This is a genomic window from Methylobacterium sp. J-030 (genome assembly GCF_022829545.1).
Lineage (GTDB): Bacteria > Pseudomonadota > Alphaproteobacteria > Rhizobiales > Beijerinckiaceae > Methylobacterium.
In genome coordinates this window covers 24,837-40,875 of record NZ_JAKSYM010000168.1, presented here as the reverse complement: position 1 = coordinate 40,875, position 16,039 = coordinate 24,837, and the positions used below count along the sequence as shown (strand labels likewise).

Sequence of the window (16,039 nt, the reverse complement as noted above, 5' to 3'; positions counted from 1 at the left end):
ATACATGACTGTTGACAGACCCGACCTGGGGCGTATCCTCAATCCGACGCTGACGGCTCTGCCAAGATCGGCGCGCAAACGGGTAGGAACGCCATGACGGCACGGGGCATCATCCGGCTCGTCGGGACGGTCGCGGTCATGCTGGGGGCGCTCGGCGCCGCCCGGGCCGAGGTCTCGACCGTGCGGCTCGCCAAGCAGTTCGGGATCTCCTACCTGCCGCTCACCGTGATGGAGGCGGAGGGCCTGCTGGAGAAGCAGGCCAAGCAGCGCGGCCTCGACCTCAAGGCCGAGTGGCTGCGCTTCACCGGCGGCTCGGGGATGAACGAGGCCCTGCTCTCCGGCAACCTCGACCTCGCCTCCGGCGGCGTCGGCCCGTTCCTGACGATCTGGGGCCGGACGCAGGCCAACCTCAAGGTCAAGGGCGTGGCGGCGCTGAACGCCATGCCGCTCTGGCTGGTGACCATCAATCCAGCGGTCAAGTCGATCAGGGATTTCGGTCCGCAGGACAAGATCGCGCTCCCCACCGCCAAGACCTCAATCCAGGCCATCACCCTGCAGATGGCCGCCGAGAAGGCCTTCGGGCCGGGCCAGCAGGCCAAGCTCGATTCCCTCACCGTCTCGATGGGGCACCCGGACGCGCAGACCGCCATGATGGGCGGTCGCTCCGAGATCACGGCCCATTTCGGCTCGCCGCCCTTCCAGGAGATGGAGCTGAAGGATCCGCGGGCGCACAAGGTGCTCGACAGCTACGACGTGATGGGCGGCCCCCACACCTTCAACCTCGTCTGGGCCACCAGCCGGTTCGTCACCGACAACCCCAAGGTCACGGCTGCCTTCCGGGCCGCGCTGGAGGAGAGCCTCGCGCTGATCCGCGACGACCCCGCCCGGGCCGCCGCCCTGTGGATCAAGGCCGAAGGGGCAAAGATCTCGCCCGAGGAGGCCGTGGCGATCATCCGCGCGCCGCAGAACGCCTGGACCACCAAGCCCGAGCGGATGCTCGCCTATCTGGCCTACATGAACCGCGCCGGGCTGGTCTCGGCCAAGGCCGACAGTGATGCCGAGTTGTTCTTCCCGGTGCCCGCGACCCCCAGGGAGGCGACCCGGTGACGGTGCCCGTCGATCACGCGGCCGTCGGGCAGGGTGCGACCGAGGCGCTGCAGGTGCGCATCCGGCGGGGCGAGACCCTCGCGGATTTCGTGGTGCCGCGCCGGGCCAACCAGACGGTGCTCGACGTCGTCACCGAGATCCAGCGCGATCAGGATCCCACGCTCGCCTACCGCTTCGCCTGCCGGGTCGGCATGTGCGGTTCCTGCGGCATGACGGTGAACGGGCGCCCGCGCTGGACCTGCCGCACCCGGGTCGCCGCCGTCGCACTGGACGGTGAACTCCTGCTGGAGCCCCTGCGCAACCTGCCGGTCGTCAAGGACCTCGCGGTCGACATGGAGCCCTTCTTCGAGAAGTGGCGCCGCGCCCACGGCTTCTTCGAGCCGGGCGCGAATCCGCCCGACGATTTCGCGACGGTCGCGCCGGATTCGCCCGCGCGCCAGGAGGTCGATGCCGGCATCGAGTGCATCAATTGCGGCGTCTGCTACGCGGCCTGCGATCTGGTGACGTGGAACCCCGACTATCTCGGTCCCGCGGCGCTCAACCGGGCCTGGACGCTGGTCAACGACGTGCGCGACCAGGATCGCGACGGGCGGCTCGCCGCGGTGGCGGGCGATGCCGGCTGCCATTCCTGCCACAGCCACATGAGCTGCACCGAGCATTGCCCGAAGGGCCTGAGCCCGACCTTCTCGATCGCGGGCCTGAAGCGCGAGACCGGCAAGGCGGCGCTGCGCCGGTTCTGGAGGCGCCGATGAGCCCGCTCCTGTACCTCGCCCAGCGCGGAACCGCGGCGATCCTCGCGGTCACGGTCGCGGTCCATCTCGGCACGATCGTCTACGCGGTGCGCGGCGGGCTCACGGCCGGGGAGATCCTGGGCCGGACGCAGGGCAACCTCGCCTTCCTGCTATTCTACGCGGTCTTCGTGCTGGCCGCCGCGATCCACGCCCCGATCGGCCTGCGCAGCATTCTGCGCGAGTGGACCGGCTGGCGCGGCCGCTCCCTCGATCTCAGCATGATCGCCCTTTCGGCGCTGCTCGCCGGCCTGGGCCTGCGGGCGGCGCTGGCGGTGTACTGGGCATGAGGACCTCCACGACGCCTCCCATGCGGACCGGCCTGACCCGCGCCTCCCTGCGCCGGCCGGGCTTCGCCGCCGCCCTGATCCATCGCCTCTCGGGCATCGCCCTGGCGCTGTTCCTGCCGATGCACTTCATCGCGCTCGGCACCGCGCTCAAGGGCGCCGACCGGCTCGAGAGCTTCCTCGGCCTCACCCATAACGGCTTCGTCCGCACCGCCGAATGGGGCCTCGTCTGCGCGCTGGCCGTCCACATGGCGCTCGGCCTGCGCGTGCTCGCGATCGAGTGGCTGCGCTACCGCGAGCGCACCGCCCTCGTCGTCTCGAGCTGCCTCGCCACCGCCTTCGCGGTCGGCCTCCTGTTCCTCCTCAGCGGGGCCTGATCCCCCGCCTCTCGCCAGCGGAGACCCGCCATGGATCTCGACATCCGCGAATTCGAGGAGGTCTGCCGCGACCTCTACGTCCGCGCCCTGAAGATCCTGCCGCCCGACATCAAGGCGGGCTTCGCCGAGCTGCAGCGGACCGAGACCAACGCCACCGGCCGCGCCATCCTCGACACGATGGTGGAGAACGTCGCGGTCGCCGAGCGCACGAAGAACATCCTCTGCCAGGATACCGGCATCCCGATCTACAACGTCGTGATCGGCGCCGACGTGCGCCTCGACGGTGCCGCGCTCAAGGCCGCGATCCGGCGCGGCTGCGAGCGGGCCACGAAGGAGTTCTCCCTGCGCTCCTCGGTGGTCCATCCGATCACCCGCACGAACGAGCAGACCTCCTGCGGCATCCGGGTGCCGATCATCCATATCGACTTCGACGACCGGCCCGAGACGGTGGCGGTCGAGATGATCCCGAAGGGCTCGGGCTCGGAGAACGGCTCGTTCCTGCAGATGCTGCTGCCCTCGGACGGGATCGGCGCGGCCAAGCGCTTCGTGATCGACCGGGTGATCGAACTCGGCGGCCGGGTCTGCCCGCCGACCATCGTGGGCGTCGGGCTCGGCGGCACCTCGGACCTGTGCATGCACCTCGCCAAGGTGGCGGCGACCCGGCCGCTGCGCTCCGTCTGCGCCGATCCCGAGGGCGCCCGGATCGAGGCCGAGCTGTCCCGGGCGGTGAACGAACTCGGCATCGGCCCGCAGGGGCTCGGCGGGCGCTCCACGAGCTTCGCGGTCCATGTCGAGCTCGCCGCGACCCACATCACCCAGAACCCGGTCGCCGTGAACATCCAGTGCCACTCGGCCCGCCGCGCCCGCGCGACGCTCACGCCGGGCGGCATCGCGTTCGATTGAGGAGCACCCCGTGGCCCACCACGTCCTCGACATGCCGGCCGGCGAGGCCGAGATCCGGGCTCTCCGGATCGGCGACACCGTCACCCTGCGGCGCTGGCTGTTCGGCATCCGCGACGCGACCCTGATCCACATGTTCGACCGCGACCGCCGCACCCGGCTCGATCTCGACGGCCACGCGGTGATCCACACCGCGCCGAACGTCCACCGCGTCCCGGTCTCCAACGAGGCGCCGGTCGGCTTCGCGCCGTTCTGCATCGGCACCACCACGTCGATGCGCATGGAGCGCTTCACCGACGCCCTGATGGAGCGCGAGGGCGTGCGCCTCATCGTCGGCAAGGGCGGCATGGGGCCGGCGACCCTCGACGCCTTCGCGCGGCGCGGCGGCGCCTACCTGGCGATCGTCGGCGGCGCGGCGGCGCTGGAGACCACGTGGATCGAGACCATCGTGGATGTCGACCTCGACGACCTCCACCCCGAGAGCCTGTGGCAGTTCGCGATCCGCGATTTCGGCCCGCTGCTGGTCGGCATGGACTCGCACGGCGGCTCGCTCTTCGCCGAGGTGCAGCGCGACGTCGCCGCCCGGCGCGACGCCGTCATCGCCTCCCTGGAGGACGCCCGATGAGCCCCGAGTCGATCGAGACCGACATCCTGATCCTCGGCTCCGGCGGGGCCGGGCTGTTCGCCGCGCTCCACGCCAAGAAGGCCGCGCCCGACCTCGACGTCACGGTCGCGGTGAAGGGCCTGCTGGGGAAGTGCGGCTGCACCCGCATGGTCCAGGGCGGCTACAACGTGGCGCTGGCACCGGGCGACTCGGTCGAGCGGCACTTCATGGACACGATCGAGGGCGGCAAGTGGTTGAACAACCAGGCGCTCGCCTGGACGCTGGTCACCGAGGCGCAGGTGCGGATCCGTGAGCTGGAGACCGAGCTCGGCTGCTTCTTCGACCGCAACCCGGACGGCAGCGTCCACCAGAAGGCGTTTGCCGGCCAGACCTTCGACCGGACGGTGCATAAGGGCGACCTCACCGGCATCGAGATCATCAACCGCCTGTCCGAGCAGGTCTGGCGGCGGGACGTGCACCGCCTGGAGGATCACCGCGCCCTGGAGCTGATCCCGGCCCGGGACGGTTCGGGGCTGGCGGGCGTGCTGATGCTCGACATGCGCACCGGGGAACCGAAGCTCGTGCGGGCGAAGGCCGTGCTGCTCGCCACCGGCGGCGGGCCGACCATGTACAAGTACCACACGCCGTCGGGCGACAAGTCCTGCGACGGGCTCGCCATGGCGCTGCGCGCCGGGCTGCCGTTGCGCGACATGGAGATGGTGCAGTTCCACCCGACCGGGCTGCTGGCCGGCGCCGGCACCCGCATGACCGGGACGGTGCTGGAGGAGGGCCTGCGCGGGGCGGGCGGCTGGCTGCTCGATTCCACCGGCCAGCGCTTCATGGAGGCCTACGACCCGCGGGCCGAGCGGGCGACCCGGGACGTGGTCAGCCGCTCGATCATGCGGCGGCTGCGCGAGGGCTTTGGCACGCCGAGCGGGGGCGTCCACATCGCGATGAGCCATCTCGGCCCCGAGGACGTGCGCCGCCGGTTCAAGGGCATGGTCGAGCGCTGCGCCGATTGCGGCTTCGACCTCGCGGGCGGCCTCGTCGAGGTCATCCCCACCGCCCACTACATGATGGGCGGCCTCCAGTTCGCGGTCGACTGCACCACTGCGCTGCCTCGCCTCTTCGCGGCCGGCGAGGATACCGGCGGCGTCCATGGGGCGAACCGGCTGGGCGGCAACGGCGTGGCGAATTCCACGGTGTTCGGCGGGCTCGCCGGCCAGTCCATGGCCCGGGCCGTGCGCCGCGGAGGCGCCCTCGCCGATCCGGACCCGGCCGCCATCGAGGCGGGCCTCGCCCGCGCCTACGGGCCGCTCGGCCGGCCGGCGGCATCGCTGCCGGAGATCCGCGAGGCGCTCTACGAGACGATGTGGGGAGACGTCGGCATCCTGCGGGACGAGGCCGGCCTGACCCGGGCGCTCGCCACCCTCGACGGGCTCTCCGACGCGGTCGCCCGGGCCGGCGCGCCGGACGGCGACCGCCGCTACGCGCTGACCTGGATGGACCGGCTGAACCTCGAGAACCTCGTGCTGGTCTCGCAGGCGGTCGCCCGGGCGGCCCTCGCCCGCACCGACAGCCGCGGCGCGCATTTTCGCGAGGATTTCCCGGAGGCCTCGGATCTCGCGACCTCGCACTACACGGTGGTCCGTCAGCGCGGCGGGGCGCTCGACCTCGCGATGGAGCCGGTGCACTTCACGCATGTGCGGCCCGGCGGCTCCCTCCTCGACGCCGCCGCCTGAGGAGAGCCCGTCCATGCAGACCCTGCGCGGCGCCGACATCGTGGCCCGGACCCTGGAGGCGCTCGGCGTCACCCGGATCTTCACCCTGTCGGGCAACCACATCATGCCGGTGTTCGACGCCCTGCTGGAGACCGGGATCGCCCTGGTCCATACCCGCCAGGAGGCGGCCTGCGTCCACATGGCCGACGCCTGGGGCCGGCTGACCGGCGAAGTCGGCGTCGCGCTGGTCACGGGCGGGCAGGGCCACACCAACGGCGCGGCGGCGCTCACCACGGCGCTGGCAGCCGAGTCGCCGGTGCTGCTGCTCTCCGGCCATGCGGGCCTGTCCGAACTCGGGCGCGGCGCCTTCCAGGAGCTGGCCCAGGCCGACATCGCCCGGCCGATGACCAAGGCGGCCTGGACCGCCGGATCGGTCGCTTCCCTCGGGCCGGACCTCGCCCGGGCCTTCCGGACCGCCCGGGAGGGGCGGCCCGGCCCGGTCCATCTCAGCCTGCCGGTCGACCTTTTGGACACGGCCGTCCCCGCCGCCGCGGTGCGGATCCCGGACCGGGCGGCGGCCGCGATCCGGGCCGCCGAGCCGGCGCCGGATCTCGTGGCCGACCTGCGCGCGGCCCTCGCCGGGGCGGAACGGCCCCTCGTCGCCTGCGGCCCGGCCCTGTGCGACGCCTCCGGCCGGGCCGCCATGGCGGCGTTGGAGGAAACCCTGGGCCTGCCGGTCGTCGGCATGGAGAGCCCGCGCGGGACCAACGATCCGGCGCTGGGCGCCTTCGCGGAGGTCCTGGCGCGGGTCGATCTCCTCGTGCTCCTCGGCAAGCCCCTCGACTTCACCCTGCGCTTCGGCGGGGTGCCCGCCTTCCCGCCCGATTGCCACTTCGCCATCGTCGATTCCGACCCGGCGCTCCTCGCCCGCGCGCCGGCCGACCGCCTCGCCGTCTCAGGGCTCGCCGATCCGCGGCCGGTGCTGGCGGCGCTGACCGCGCGCGGCACCGCCCTCCCCCGCCGGGACGCCTGGCACCGAGAGGCGCGGGCCGCCCTCGCCTACCGGCCGCCAGGCTGGGGGGAGTTGCACGGGAGCGAAGGGCGCCTGCACCCCGTGGAGCTGTGCCGGGCGGTCGATACCTTCCTGGCCGACCATCCGGACGGCACACTGATCTGCGACGGCGGCGAGATCGGCCAGTGGCCGCAGGCCCTGGTCCGCGCCGGGCGCCGGCTGATCAACGGCGTTTCGGGCACGATCGGCGCGTCGATCCCCTTCGCGATCGCGGCCGCCCTGGAGCGCCCCGGCGCCCCGGTGGTCGCGGTCCTGGGCGACGGCACCTTCGGCTTCCACATGGCCGAGTTCGACACGGCCGTGCGTTATCGGATCCCGTTCATCGCGGTGGTCGGCAACGACGCGCGCTGGAACGCCGAGCACCAGATCCAGCTCCGCAGCTACGGACCCGCGCGGACGCGCCACTGCGACCTACTCCCGACCCGCTACGACACGGTGGTCCAGGCACTGGGCGGCTTCGGGGCGCTGGTGACCGAGGCCGCCGACCTCCCGGCGGCGCTGGCGGCGGCCCACGCCAGCGGCCTGCCGGCCTGCGTCAACGTGATGATCGAGAGCGTGCCCGCGCCGATGATCCGCCGCCCCGGCTGAGGGGGGCAGTCCCAGGGCACGGCATGACCGTGGCGCGGCCTTCCGAAGGAGGCGCGGGTCTCCCGCCCCCCTCTGCGGGGGAGGGAGACTCGCGAAGGGGGCCGGGAGAGGGGAGCGACGGTACAGGATTGAACGCCGGCCTTCATGACGGGCGCGCCTGTTCCGGAAGCCGGGTTCCCCTCTCCCGACCCCTGCTGACGCAGGGGCCACCCTCCCCCTCTGCGGGGGGAGGGATGGCGCGTAGGCCTTTGGACTGCCCTATCGATCGACGGGACGGGAGTCCGAACCCGAGGCGTGAATCCGCAAGCGCGCTCGGGAGCAGGGGCAGGTCGCACCCGCCGCGTGCGTCGGCGCGACGGTCGCGGACCTTGGGCTCAGGGAGGGGATCTCATGCGCAGACGCGACGTTCTGGTTGGGGCCGCAGCACTCCTGGCAAGCCCCACCCCGGGGCGGGCCGGGGAGACCGGCGCGGTGGCGATCGCGCGCCAGCCGAGCCTCGGCCACCTGCCGCTGATGCTGATGGAGGAGCAGGGCCTGCTGCAGAAGGCGGCCGCCGCCCGCGGCGTGGCGGGGCTCCAGGCCCGCTACCTCACCCTCGCGGGCGGAGCCGCCATGAACGACGGCCTGCTCTCCGGGCAGATCCAGTTCGCGGCCGGGGGCGTGCCGCCCCTCGTGCTGCTCTGGTCGAAGACGGACGGCACCGCCATGGCGGTGAAGGGCGTGGCGGCGATGAACAGCATGCCGCTCCTGATGAACACCAGCAATCCGAAGGTGCGCACGCTCGCGGACTTCACCGACCGGGACAAGATCGCGCTCCCCGCCGTGAAGGTCTCGGTCCAGGCCATGTTCCTGCAGATGGCGGCCGAGAAGGAACTGGGCGCCGGACACCGCAACGACCTCGACCGGCTGACCGTCACCCTGTCGCATCCCGACGGGATGGCGGCGCTCCTCGGGGGCACCGAGGTGACGGCGCATTTCACCGCCGCGCCGATCCAGGAGCTGGAGCTGCGCCGGCCCGGCATCCGCACGGTGCTCAACTCGTTCGACGTGCTGGGCGAGCCCTCGACCTTCAACGTGGTCTGGGCCTCCGCGGCCTTCGCGACGGCCAATCCCCGGGTGTTCGCGGCCTTCGGCGCCGCCCTGGACGAGGCGCTCGCCGCGATGACGGCCGACCCGTCGGAGGCGGCGCGCGCCTATGTGCGCCTCGCCCGCGACGGGAGCGATGTCGGGTTGATCACCGAAATCCTGAATGACCCGCAGGTCTCCTTCACGGCGACGCCCCGGGCGGTCGGCAAGGTCGCCGATTTCATGGCGCGCACCGGCACGATCCGCCGCCGGCCGGAGAGCTGGAAGGACCTCTTTTTCGCGGGCGCCCAGGCCCGGGACGGGAGCTGACCCGTCCCGGCGCTCAGCCCTGCAGTAGGCCGGGGAGCGCCAGGGCCGTGGTGGTCAGCCCGATCGCGGCGAGCAGCGCCAGGACCAGGGTTCGGAAGCGGCGCTGGTCGATCCGGCCGAACAGCGCGAGGCCGGCCAGCACGCTCACCAGCACCACCGGCAGCGCCAGGGCGAGGTCGCCGACGAGGTCGGGCGGGATCGGGTCGAGAACGACGAGGATCGCCAGCGCCCAGACCTGCATCACCAGGGTGAAGGACTGGTAGACCGCCCGCTGGGTGCGGGGCTCCCAGCCGCGCACGAGGCTCCAGGCGGTCGGCAGGGCACCGCTCAGCCCCGCGATGCCGCCCAGCACGCCGCCGAGGAAGCCGACCGCGCCGTCGCTCCAGGAATTGCCGAACCCCACCCGGTAATCGGCGCGCAGCAGACTGATGCCGCCGCTGTAGAGCACCAGGAAGGCCCCGATGGCGACCTTGATGAATCGCGGATCGAGGTCGTGCAGCAGGTGAATGCCGATCGGCGCGCCGACGAGGCCCGGCAGGATCATCGCGAAGGCGGTGCCCCGCGGCGGCCACATCCGCAGCCGCAGGATCGAGATCACCTGCGAGAGGATGCTGCAGACCAGCACCAGCGCGGTCGCCTCGACGGGCGTGCGGATCGACAGCAGCGTGCCGGAGGCGATCAGCGCGAAGGCGAAGCCGGTCAGCCCGGAGACCAGACCGGCGCAGCCGACGCAGAGGAGGAGCGGGAGCGTGTCGGTCACACGGTGCGCCCCGCCCGGCCGATGCCATATGGGTGCGCAACTGCCAATCGCGTCCTCCCGGCTTGTGCCCCGCCGGGGCGGGCTGCGTTTTGTATATATCTTATATAAGACTCGGCGCGTGGAGCAAGGCATGGGCGCCGCGCGGAAATTCTGGGGTGCTGCTCGGACAGACCCTCGTCGATGGCTTCGTTCGCTCGATGGAACGGGCCGTCCAGACCTGCCGCGCGCCCTCCCTCCCCCGCGGGGGCTGCGGTTTCACACATCAATCCGCTGCACCCACGATGGCCGCCGACAACCCCCTCGCCCCACTTATGGGAAAGGGCTCCGGCGACCTTTTCGGCGTGAGAGATGTATGAATACCGCATCCCGCCAAGGGGGAGAGACGCGCCGGTCTGATCGCGCCTCGAACAACGAAATCGCCCCGAGCTCCCGATCACCCGTTGACGCCCGCCCTCTCATAGGTCTTATATAAGACTAGTCGACGCCAAGAAGCCGACGACAACTGTCAGGAGGACCGCATGAGCAGCCACGCCGCGTCCGGCGAGGGGCACCGCAAGCCGCATCTTCTCGCCCATTCCCCGCAGGACAACGTCGCCGTCGCGGTGATCGAGGGCCTGAGCGCGAACACCGATGCCTTCGGGGTGATCACCGAGAACGACACCACCTTCGCGGTCCATGTCCGCCACGACATCCCGATCGGCCACAAGGTCGCGCTCACCGACCTGAAGGCCGGCGATACGGCCATCAAGTACGGCCAGGATATCGGCAAGGTCATCAAGGACGTCGCCAAGGGCGAGCACGTCCACGTCCACAACGTCAAGACGAAGCGCTGGTGAGGTGACGATGTTCAAGGAAGCCGCTCAGCTCGAACACGAGATCGCCACCCCCTTCGTGGGCGGGGCCCCCGATCAGTTCGCCACGAAGGCGCTCGCGACCAAGCGCGCCTCGCAGGATCACACCGCCGCCACCTTCATGGGCTGGCGCCGGGAGAACGGCCGGGTCGGCGTGCGCAACCACGTCGTGCTCCTGCCGCTCGACGATCTCTCCAACGCCGCCTGCGAGGCGGTCGCCAACAATGTGAAGGGCACGATGGCGCTGCCCCACGCCTACGGCCGGCTCCAGTTCGGCGAGGATCTGGACCTGCATTTCCGCACCCTGATTGGCATCGGCTCGAACCCGAACGTCGCCGCCGTCGTGGTGATCGGCATCGAGGACCAGTGGACCAACCGCGTGGTCGAGGGCATCGCCAGGACCGGCAAGCCGGTCGTCGGCTTCGGCATCGAGGGCCACGGCGACATCGCGATCGTCGCCAAGGCGAGCTACCAGGCCAAGCGCTTCGTGCAGTGGGCGACCGAGCTTCAGCGCGAGGAATGCCCGATCGCCGACCTCTGGGTCTCGACCAAGTGCGGCGAGTCCGACACCACCACCGGCCTCGCCTCCTGCCCCACCGTCGGCAACATGTACGACAAGCTGATCCCGCGCGGGATCTACGGGGTGTTCGGCGAGACCTCGGAGATCACCGGCGCCGAGCACCTCTGTCGCGAGCGGGCGGCCAGCCCGGACATCGCCGACAAGTGGTACACGATGTGGAAGGCCTACCAGGACGACGTGATCGAGGCCCACAAGACCGACGATCTCTCGGACTCGCAGCCGACCAAGGGCAACATCGCGGGCGGCCTGACGACGATCGAGGAGAAGGCGCTCGGAAACCTCGAGAAGATCGGCCACGAATGCCGGTTCATCGACGCCCTGCAGCCCGCAGAGGCCCCCGCCAAGGGACCCGGCCTCTACTTCATGGACACGTCCTCGGCGGCGGCCGAGTGCGTGACCCTGATGGCGGCGGCGGGCTACGTGGTGCACACCTTCCCCACGGGACAGGGCAACGTGATCGGCAACCCGGTCGTCCCGGTGATCAAGATCACCGGCAATCCCCGCACCGTGCGCACCATGGGCGAGCATATCGACGTCGACGTCTCGGGCGTGCTCAGCCGCGAGATGACGATCCCGCAGGCCGGCGACGCGCTGATCGACATGGTGGTGCGCACCGCCAACGGCCGGCTTACGGCGGCCGAGTCCCTCGGCCACCGGGAATTCGTGATGACGAAGCTCTACCGCAGCGCCTGACGCGCACGTCCGGCGCCCGCGGATCGGTTTCCGCGGGCGCCCCCCGAACGCCACGGGGTCGGGACCACGAGGGAGCGCACGACCGCGGGAGACGTCGCGGCGGCCTCCGTCCCGTCACATTGGAGGAACGCATGAGGCTGCTGCGGTCGATCTACGGCCAGGTTCTGCTCGGCATCGCCCTCGGCATCGCGCTCGGCGTGGTCGCCCCCGACATCGCCGTGAACTGCAAGATCCTCGGCGACATGTTCATCAACCTGATCAAGATGATCGTCGCCCCCGTCATCTTCTGCACGGTCGTGGTCGGCATCGCGCATGTCGGCGACCTGAAGAGCGTCGGCCGGATGGGCCTGAAGACGATCGTGTACTTCGAGGCCGCGACCACGGTGGCGCTCGGCGCCGGCCTGCTGTTCGTCAACCTGCTGCGGCCCGGCGACGGCGTGAACGCCACGGTCGAGAGCCTCGACGCCAAGCTGGTGGCCGGGATCGCCGGCAAGGCCCACGCGCAGTCGCCGATGGAGATCGTCGCCAACATCATCCCGCACAGCGCCGTCGACGCCTTCGCCAAGGGCGACCTGATCCAGGTGATGTTCTTCTCGGTGCTCGTCGGCATGGGGCTGGCGATGCTGGGCAGGAAGGGCGAGTTCCCCCTCAAGGTGGTCCACGCCTTCGGGGACGTGCTGATGAAGGTCGTCAACCTGATCATGCACGTCGCGCCCATCGGGGCCTTCGGCGCGATGGCCTTCACCATCGGCAAGTTCGGCCTCGGCATCCTCGCGCAGTACGGGCTGCTGGTCGTCTCGCTCTACCTGACCTTCTTCGTGTTCATCGCGGTCTTCCTCGGCAGCGTGATGCGGTTCTACGTGGGTCTCAGCCTGTGGAAGCTGTTCCGCTACGCCCGCGAGGAGCTGTTCATCCTGCTCGGCACCACGAGCACGGAATCGGTGCTGCCGCCGATCATGGCCAAGCTCAACGGGCTCGGCGTCGACAAGAGCGTCACCGGCCTCGTGATGCCGGCCGGCCTTTCGTTCAACATGGACGGCTCGTGCATCTACCTGACCATGGCGGTCGGCTTCATCGCCCAGGCCCTCAACATCCCGCTGACCTGGGAGCAGGAACTCGGCATCCTGGCCATCGCGCTGGTCACCTCGAAAGGGGTGGCGGGGGTGGCGGGGGCCATCCTGTTCGTGCTGGCCGCGACGCTCCAAGCCTCGCAGCTCCTGCCGGTGGCGGGCATCGCGCTGATCATCGGGATCGACCGCATCCTGAACGAGCTGCGCTGCGTGACCAACGCGGTCGGCAACATGGTGGCGACCCTGGTGATCGCCCGCTGGGAGGGCAAGATCGACCTCGCCCAGGCCCGGGCGGTGCTCGACGGCCGCATCACGCCGGATCTCGACCTGCTCGACGACGAGGAGCCCGCCGACGCGCGTCCCCCCGGCGAGCCGGCCGCGGCCTTCCGCCGTCCCCTGCCGGCCGCCGTGCCGGCGACCTGAGAAGGACTGGTCATGCCCAAAGTCGTCATCAGCGAGTTCATGGACGAGGCGGCGATCGCCGCGGAACTTTCGGGCTTCGACACCCTGTACGATCCCGGCCTCGTCGACCGTCCGGAGGCGCTGGCGGCGGCGCTCGCGGGGGCCGACGCCCTGATCGTGCGCAACCGGACCCAGGTGCGCGGCGCCCTGCTGGCGGCGGCGCGGGACCTCAAGGTGGTGGGCCGCCTCGGGGTCGGGCTCGACAACATCGATGGCGCGGCCTGCCGGGACCGGGGCATCGCGGTCTACCCGGCGACCGGCGCCAATGACGGTGCCGTGGCCGAGTACGTCGTCGCCACCGCGATGCTGCTGCTGCGCGGCGCCTACGGGGCGACCGCCGCCGTCGCCGCGGGCACGTGGCCGCGCAACGCCCTGATGGGCCGCGAGATCGGCGGCAAACGCCTCGGCCTGCTGGGCTTCGGCTCCATCGCCCGGGAGACCGCCCGCCGGGCCGCGGCCCTGGGCATGGACGTCGCCGCCCACGACCCGTTCGTCGAGCCCGACGACCCCGCCTGGACGCCGGATCACGGCCCGGTGCGCAACCTCGACCGCACTGCGCTGATCGCGGAGAGCGACGTGCTCTCGCTCCACGTGCCGCTCACCGAGCGGACCCGCGGCCTGATCGACGCGGCGGCCCTCGCCCGGATGCCGAAGGGCGCCGTGCTCATCAACGCCGCCCGGGGCGGGATCGTGGACGAGGCGGCCGTCGCGGCTTCCCTGCGGGCCGGCCATCTCGGCGGCGCAGCGCTCGACGTCTTCGACCGCGAGCCCCTGGACGCGCAGGCCGGCGCCGTCTTCGCCGACGTGCCGAACCTGATCCTGACGCCGCACATCGCCGGGGTGACCCAGGAATCGAACGTGCGCGTCTCGTCGGTCACGGCTCGGGCCGTGCGCCGCCACCTCACGGAACGCTGAGCCGATGCCGATTCTCACCCTTCCGGACGCCGAGAACCTCGCCGCACAGGCGCTCATCCGCTGCGGCACCGCCGAGGCCGCCGCGCGGAGCGTCGCCCGGGCGCTGGTCGGCGCCGAGGCCGACGGCCTGAAGGGCCACGGCCTGTCGCGGGTCGCGCCCTACGGCGCGCAGGTGCGCACCGGCAAGGTCGCGGGCGACGCGGTCCCCCGGGCGGAGCATCCGCGGCCGGGCCTCGTCGCCATCGACGCCGCCCACGGCTTCGCCTACCCGGCCCTCGACCTCGCCCTGGAGGCACTGCCCGGGCTGGCCCGCGGCCAGGGGATCGCGGCGGCCGGCATCCGCCGCTCGCACCATTGCGGCGCCGCGGGGCGGCCCGTGGAGGCCCTGGCCGAGCAGGGCTGCGTCGCGCTGCTCTTCGCCAACACGCCGGCCGCCATGGCACCCTGGGGCGGGCGTCAGGCCGTGTTCGGCACGAACCCGTTGGCCTTCGCCTGCCCGCTGCCGGGCCGGGCGCCGATCGTGATCGACCTCGCCCTCTCGAAGGTCGCCCGGGCCAACATCGTCGGGGCGGCCAAGCGCGGCGAGCCGATCCCCGCGGGCTGGGCCCTCGACGCGGACGGCCGCCCGACCACCGATGCCAAGGCCGCCCTCGACGGCACGATGGTGCCGCTGGGCGACGCCAAGGGCACGGCGCTCGCCCTGATGGTCGAACTGCTCGCCGCCGGGCTCGTCGGCGCGCGCTTTGCAGGGGAGGCCTCCTCGTTCCTCGACGCCGCGGGGGACCCGCCGGGCACGGGCCAGCTGATCCTCGCGCTCGACGCGGCGGCGCTCAGCGCGGACGCGCCGGAGCGCTTCGCGGTGCTGGCCGGGGCGATCGAGGCGCAGGACGGGGCCCGGCTGCCGGGCAGCCGCCGGCTGGCCCTGCGCCGCCGGGCCGCGGAGGCGGGACTCGACCTGCCCGACGCGCTCGTGGCCGAGATCAGGGCGCTGTGAAGCATATTGCCCCGCTCGGCGGGCCGACGTAAGCGAGGAGAGGGCGCGGTGCTGGATACGACCTTCGACGCTCTGCCCGCAGATGGGGCTCGGCGTCGTCACGCGATGGAACGGTCAGGCGAAGGGCAGGCAGGTGCGGGGCGCCCCGGCGGCGTCGGCTTCCGGCCACTGTACCGGCAGGTCTACGACATGCTGCTGAAGCGCCTCGCCGACGCGGTCTGGCAGCCCGGCCAGATGCTGCCGAGCGAGGGGCAGCTCGCCCTCGAGCTCGGCGTCAGCCAGGGCACGGTGCGCAAGGCGCTGGACGCGCTGACCGCCGACAGCCTGCTGGTGCGCCGCCAGGGCCGCGGCACTTTCGTGGCCGACCACGACGACAAGCAGAGCGTGTTCCGCTTCCTCAAGCTGCGCCCGGACAACGACGGGGTCGGCATGCCGACGAGCCGCGTCACGGGGATTTCGGAGGCCGCCGCCAGCGCCGATGAGCGCGGGCGGCTCGACCTCGTGCGCGCGGCCCGGGTGGTGCGGATCGAGCGCGTCCGCGCCGTCGACGCGCGGCTCTGCGTGGCCGAGACGATCAGCGTGCCGGCGAGCCTGTTTCCCGGCATCAGTGAACTCGAATTGCCCAACACGCTCTACAGCCTCTACGCGACCCGCTACGGCATCACGATCGCCACCGCCAACGAGCGGTTGAAGGCGGTGGCGCTGGGCGCCCGGGAGGCGGCGCTGCTGCAGGCACCGGTTGGCACGCCCGCCCTGGAGATCGACCGCATCGCGATCGACCTGGAGGAGCGGCCGGTGGAGTGGCGCCTCTCGACCTGCCTGACGCAGGACGTCCACTACCTGTCGGTCCTGCGTTGACCGGGGCTGGCGCTGGT

General features: G+C 71.7%; 16 protein-coding genes. 15 read left to right on the top strand and 1 reads right to left on the bottom strand.

Features of this window, described 5'->3' with window-relative positions; genetic code table 11:
- Positions 1-93 precede the first annotated feature (93 nt).
- The 9 genes from MKK75_RS10530 to MKK75_RS10490 all read left to right on the top strand — a co-directional run bounded on the left by MKK75_RS10530 (position 94) and on the right by MKK75_RS10490 (position 8,839).
- On the top strand, positions 94-1,107 hold the full coding sequence (locus tag MKK75_RS10530; RefSeq protein ID WP_244042535.1) for an ABC transporter substrate-binding protein: 1,014 nt from the start codon (positions 94-96) through the stop codon (positions 1,105-1,107).
- Positions 1,104-1,859 (top strand): succinate dehydrogenase/fumarate reductase iron-sulfur subunit, encoded by a 756-nt coding sequence (locus MKK75_RS10525; RefSeq protein WP_244042534.1) that lies wholly within the window; start codon positions 1,104-1,106, stop codon positions 1,857-1,859. Before MKK75_RS10530 ends, MKK75_RS10525 begins: the two co-directional genes overlap by 4 nt.
- Positions 1,856-2,185: a succinate dehydrogenase gene (locus MKK75_RS10520; RefSeq protein WP_244042533.1), complete on the top strand. Its 330-nt coding sequence runs from the start codon at positions 1,856-1,858 to the stop codon at positions 2,183-2,185. The genes MKK75_RS10525 and MKK75_RS10520 overlap by 4 nt, the downstream gene beginning before the upstream one ends.
- A 20-nt stretch (positions 2,186-2,205) precedes the next feature.
- A complete protein-coding gene (locus MKK75_RS10515; RefSeq protein ID WP_244042532.1) occupies positions 2,206-2,559 on the top strand; it encodes a succinate dehydrogenase in 354 nt (117 codons plus the stop codon).
- Between the two features lie 30 nt (positions 2,560-2,589).
- Positions 2,590-3,462, top strand: coding sequence for a fumarate hydratase (locus tag MKK75_RS10510; RefSeq protein WP_244042531.1), 873 nt, complete (start codon positions 2,590-2,592; stop codon positions 3,460-3,462).
- Between the two features lie 10 nt (positions 3,463-3,472).
- Positions 3,473-4,084, top strand: coding sequence for a fumarate hydratase C-terminal domain-containing protein (locus MKK75_RS10505; RefSeq protein ID WP_244042530.1), 612 nt, complete (start codon positions 3,473-3,475; stop codon positions 4,082-4,084).
- A complete protein-coding gene (locus MKK75_RS10500) occupies positions 4,081-5,805 on the top strand; it encodes an L-aspartate oxidase (protein WP_244042529.1) in 1,725 nt (574 codons plus the stop codon). Before MKK75_RS10505 ends, MKK75_RS10500 begins: the two co-directional genes overlap by 4 nt.
- Positions 5,806-5,818: 13 nt before the next feature.
- Positions 5,819-7,444 carry a thiamine pyrophosphate-binding protein gene (locus MKK75_RS10495; RefSeq protein WP_244042528.1) on the top strand — a complete coding sequence of 542 codons (1,626 nt, stop codon included), beginning with the start codon at positions 5,819-5,821 and terminating at the stop codon, positions 7,442-7,444.
- Between the two features lie 390 nt (positions 7,445-7,834).
- The gene (locus MKK75_RS10490; RefSeq protein WP_244042527.1) at positions 7,835-8,839 is read left to right on the top strand and encodes an ABC transporter substrate-binding protein; all 1,005 of its coding nucleotides are present in this window, start codon (positions 7,835-7,837) and stop codon (positions 8,837-8,839) included.
- Between the two features lie 13 nt (positions 8,840-8,852).
- Here the strand turns inward: MKK75_RS10490 and MKK75_RS10485 are convergent, their stop codons facing one another.
- Positions 8,853-9,599, bottom strand: a complete 747-nt coding sequence (locus tag MKK75_RS10485; RefSeq protein WP_244042526.1) for a sulfite exporter TauE/SafE family protein — start codon at positions 9,597-9,599, stop codon at positions 8,853-8,855.
- Positions 9,600-10,117: 518 nt separating this feature from the next.
- Here MKK75_RS10485 and MKK75_RS10480 point away from each other — a divergent pair.
- From MKK75_RS10480 to MKK75_RS10455, 6 genes are all read left to right on the top strand, one after another.
- A complete protein-coding gene (locus tag MKK75_RS10480) occupies positions 10,118-10,435 on the top strand; it encodes a UxaA family hydrolase (RefSeq protein ID WP_243905841.1) in 318 nt (105 codons plus the stop codon).
- A 7-nt stretch (positions 10,436-10,442) separates the two neighbouring features.
- Complete coding sequence (locus MKK75_RS10475; protein WP_279593771.1) at positions 10,443-11,723, top strand: UxaA family hydrolase; 1,281 nt, start codon at positions 10,443-10,445, stop codon at positions 11,721-11,723.
- Positions 11,724-11,854: 131 nt separating this feature from the next.
- Positions 11,855-13,216 carry a cation:dicarboxylate symporter family transporter gene (locus MKK75_RS10470; protein WP_244042525.1) on the top strand — a complete coding sequence of 454 codons (1,362 nt, stop codon included), beginning with the start codon at positions 11,855-11,857 and terminating at the stop codon, positions 13,214-13,216.
- Positions 13,217-13,228: 12 nt separating this feature from the next.
- Complete coding sequence (locus tag MKK75_RS10465) at positions 13,229-14,170, top strand: NAD(P)-dependent oxidoreductase (RefSeq protein ID WP_244042524.1); 942 nt, start codon at positions 13,229-13,231, stop codon at positions 14,168-14,170.
- Positions 14,171-14,174: 4 nt separating this feature from the next.
- Positions 14,175-15,164 carry an Ldh family oxidoreductase gene (locus MKK75_RS10460; protein ID WP_244042523.1) on the top strand — a complete coding sequence of 330 codons (990 nt, stop codon included), beginning with the start codon at positions 14,175-14,177 and terminating at the stop codon, positions 15,162-15,164.
- A gap of 48 nt (positions 15,165-15,212) precedes the next feature.
- Positions 15,213-16,022: a GntR family transcriptional regulator gene (locus MKK75_RS10455; RefSeq protein WP_244042522.1), complete on the top strand. Its 810-nt coding sequence runs from the start codon at positions 15,213-15,215 to the stop codon at positions 16,020-16,022.
- Positions 16,023-16,039 lie beyond the last annotated feature (17 nt).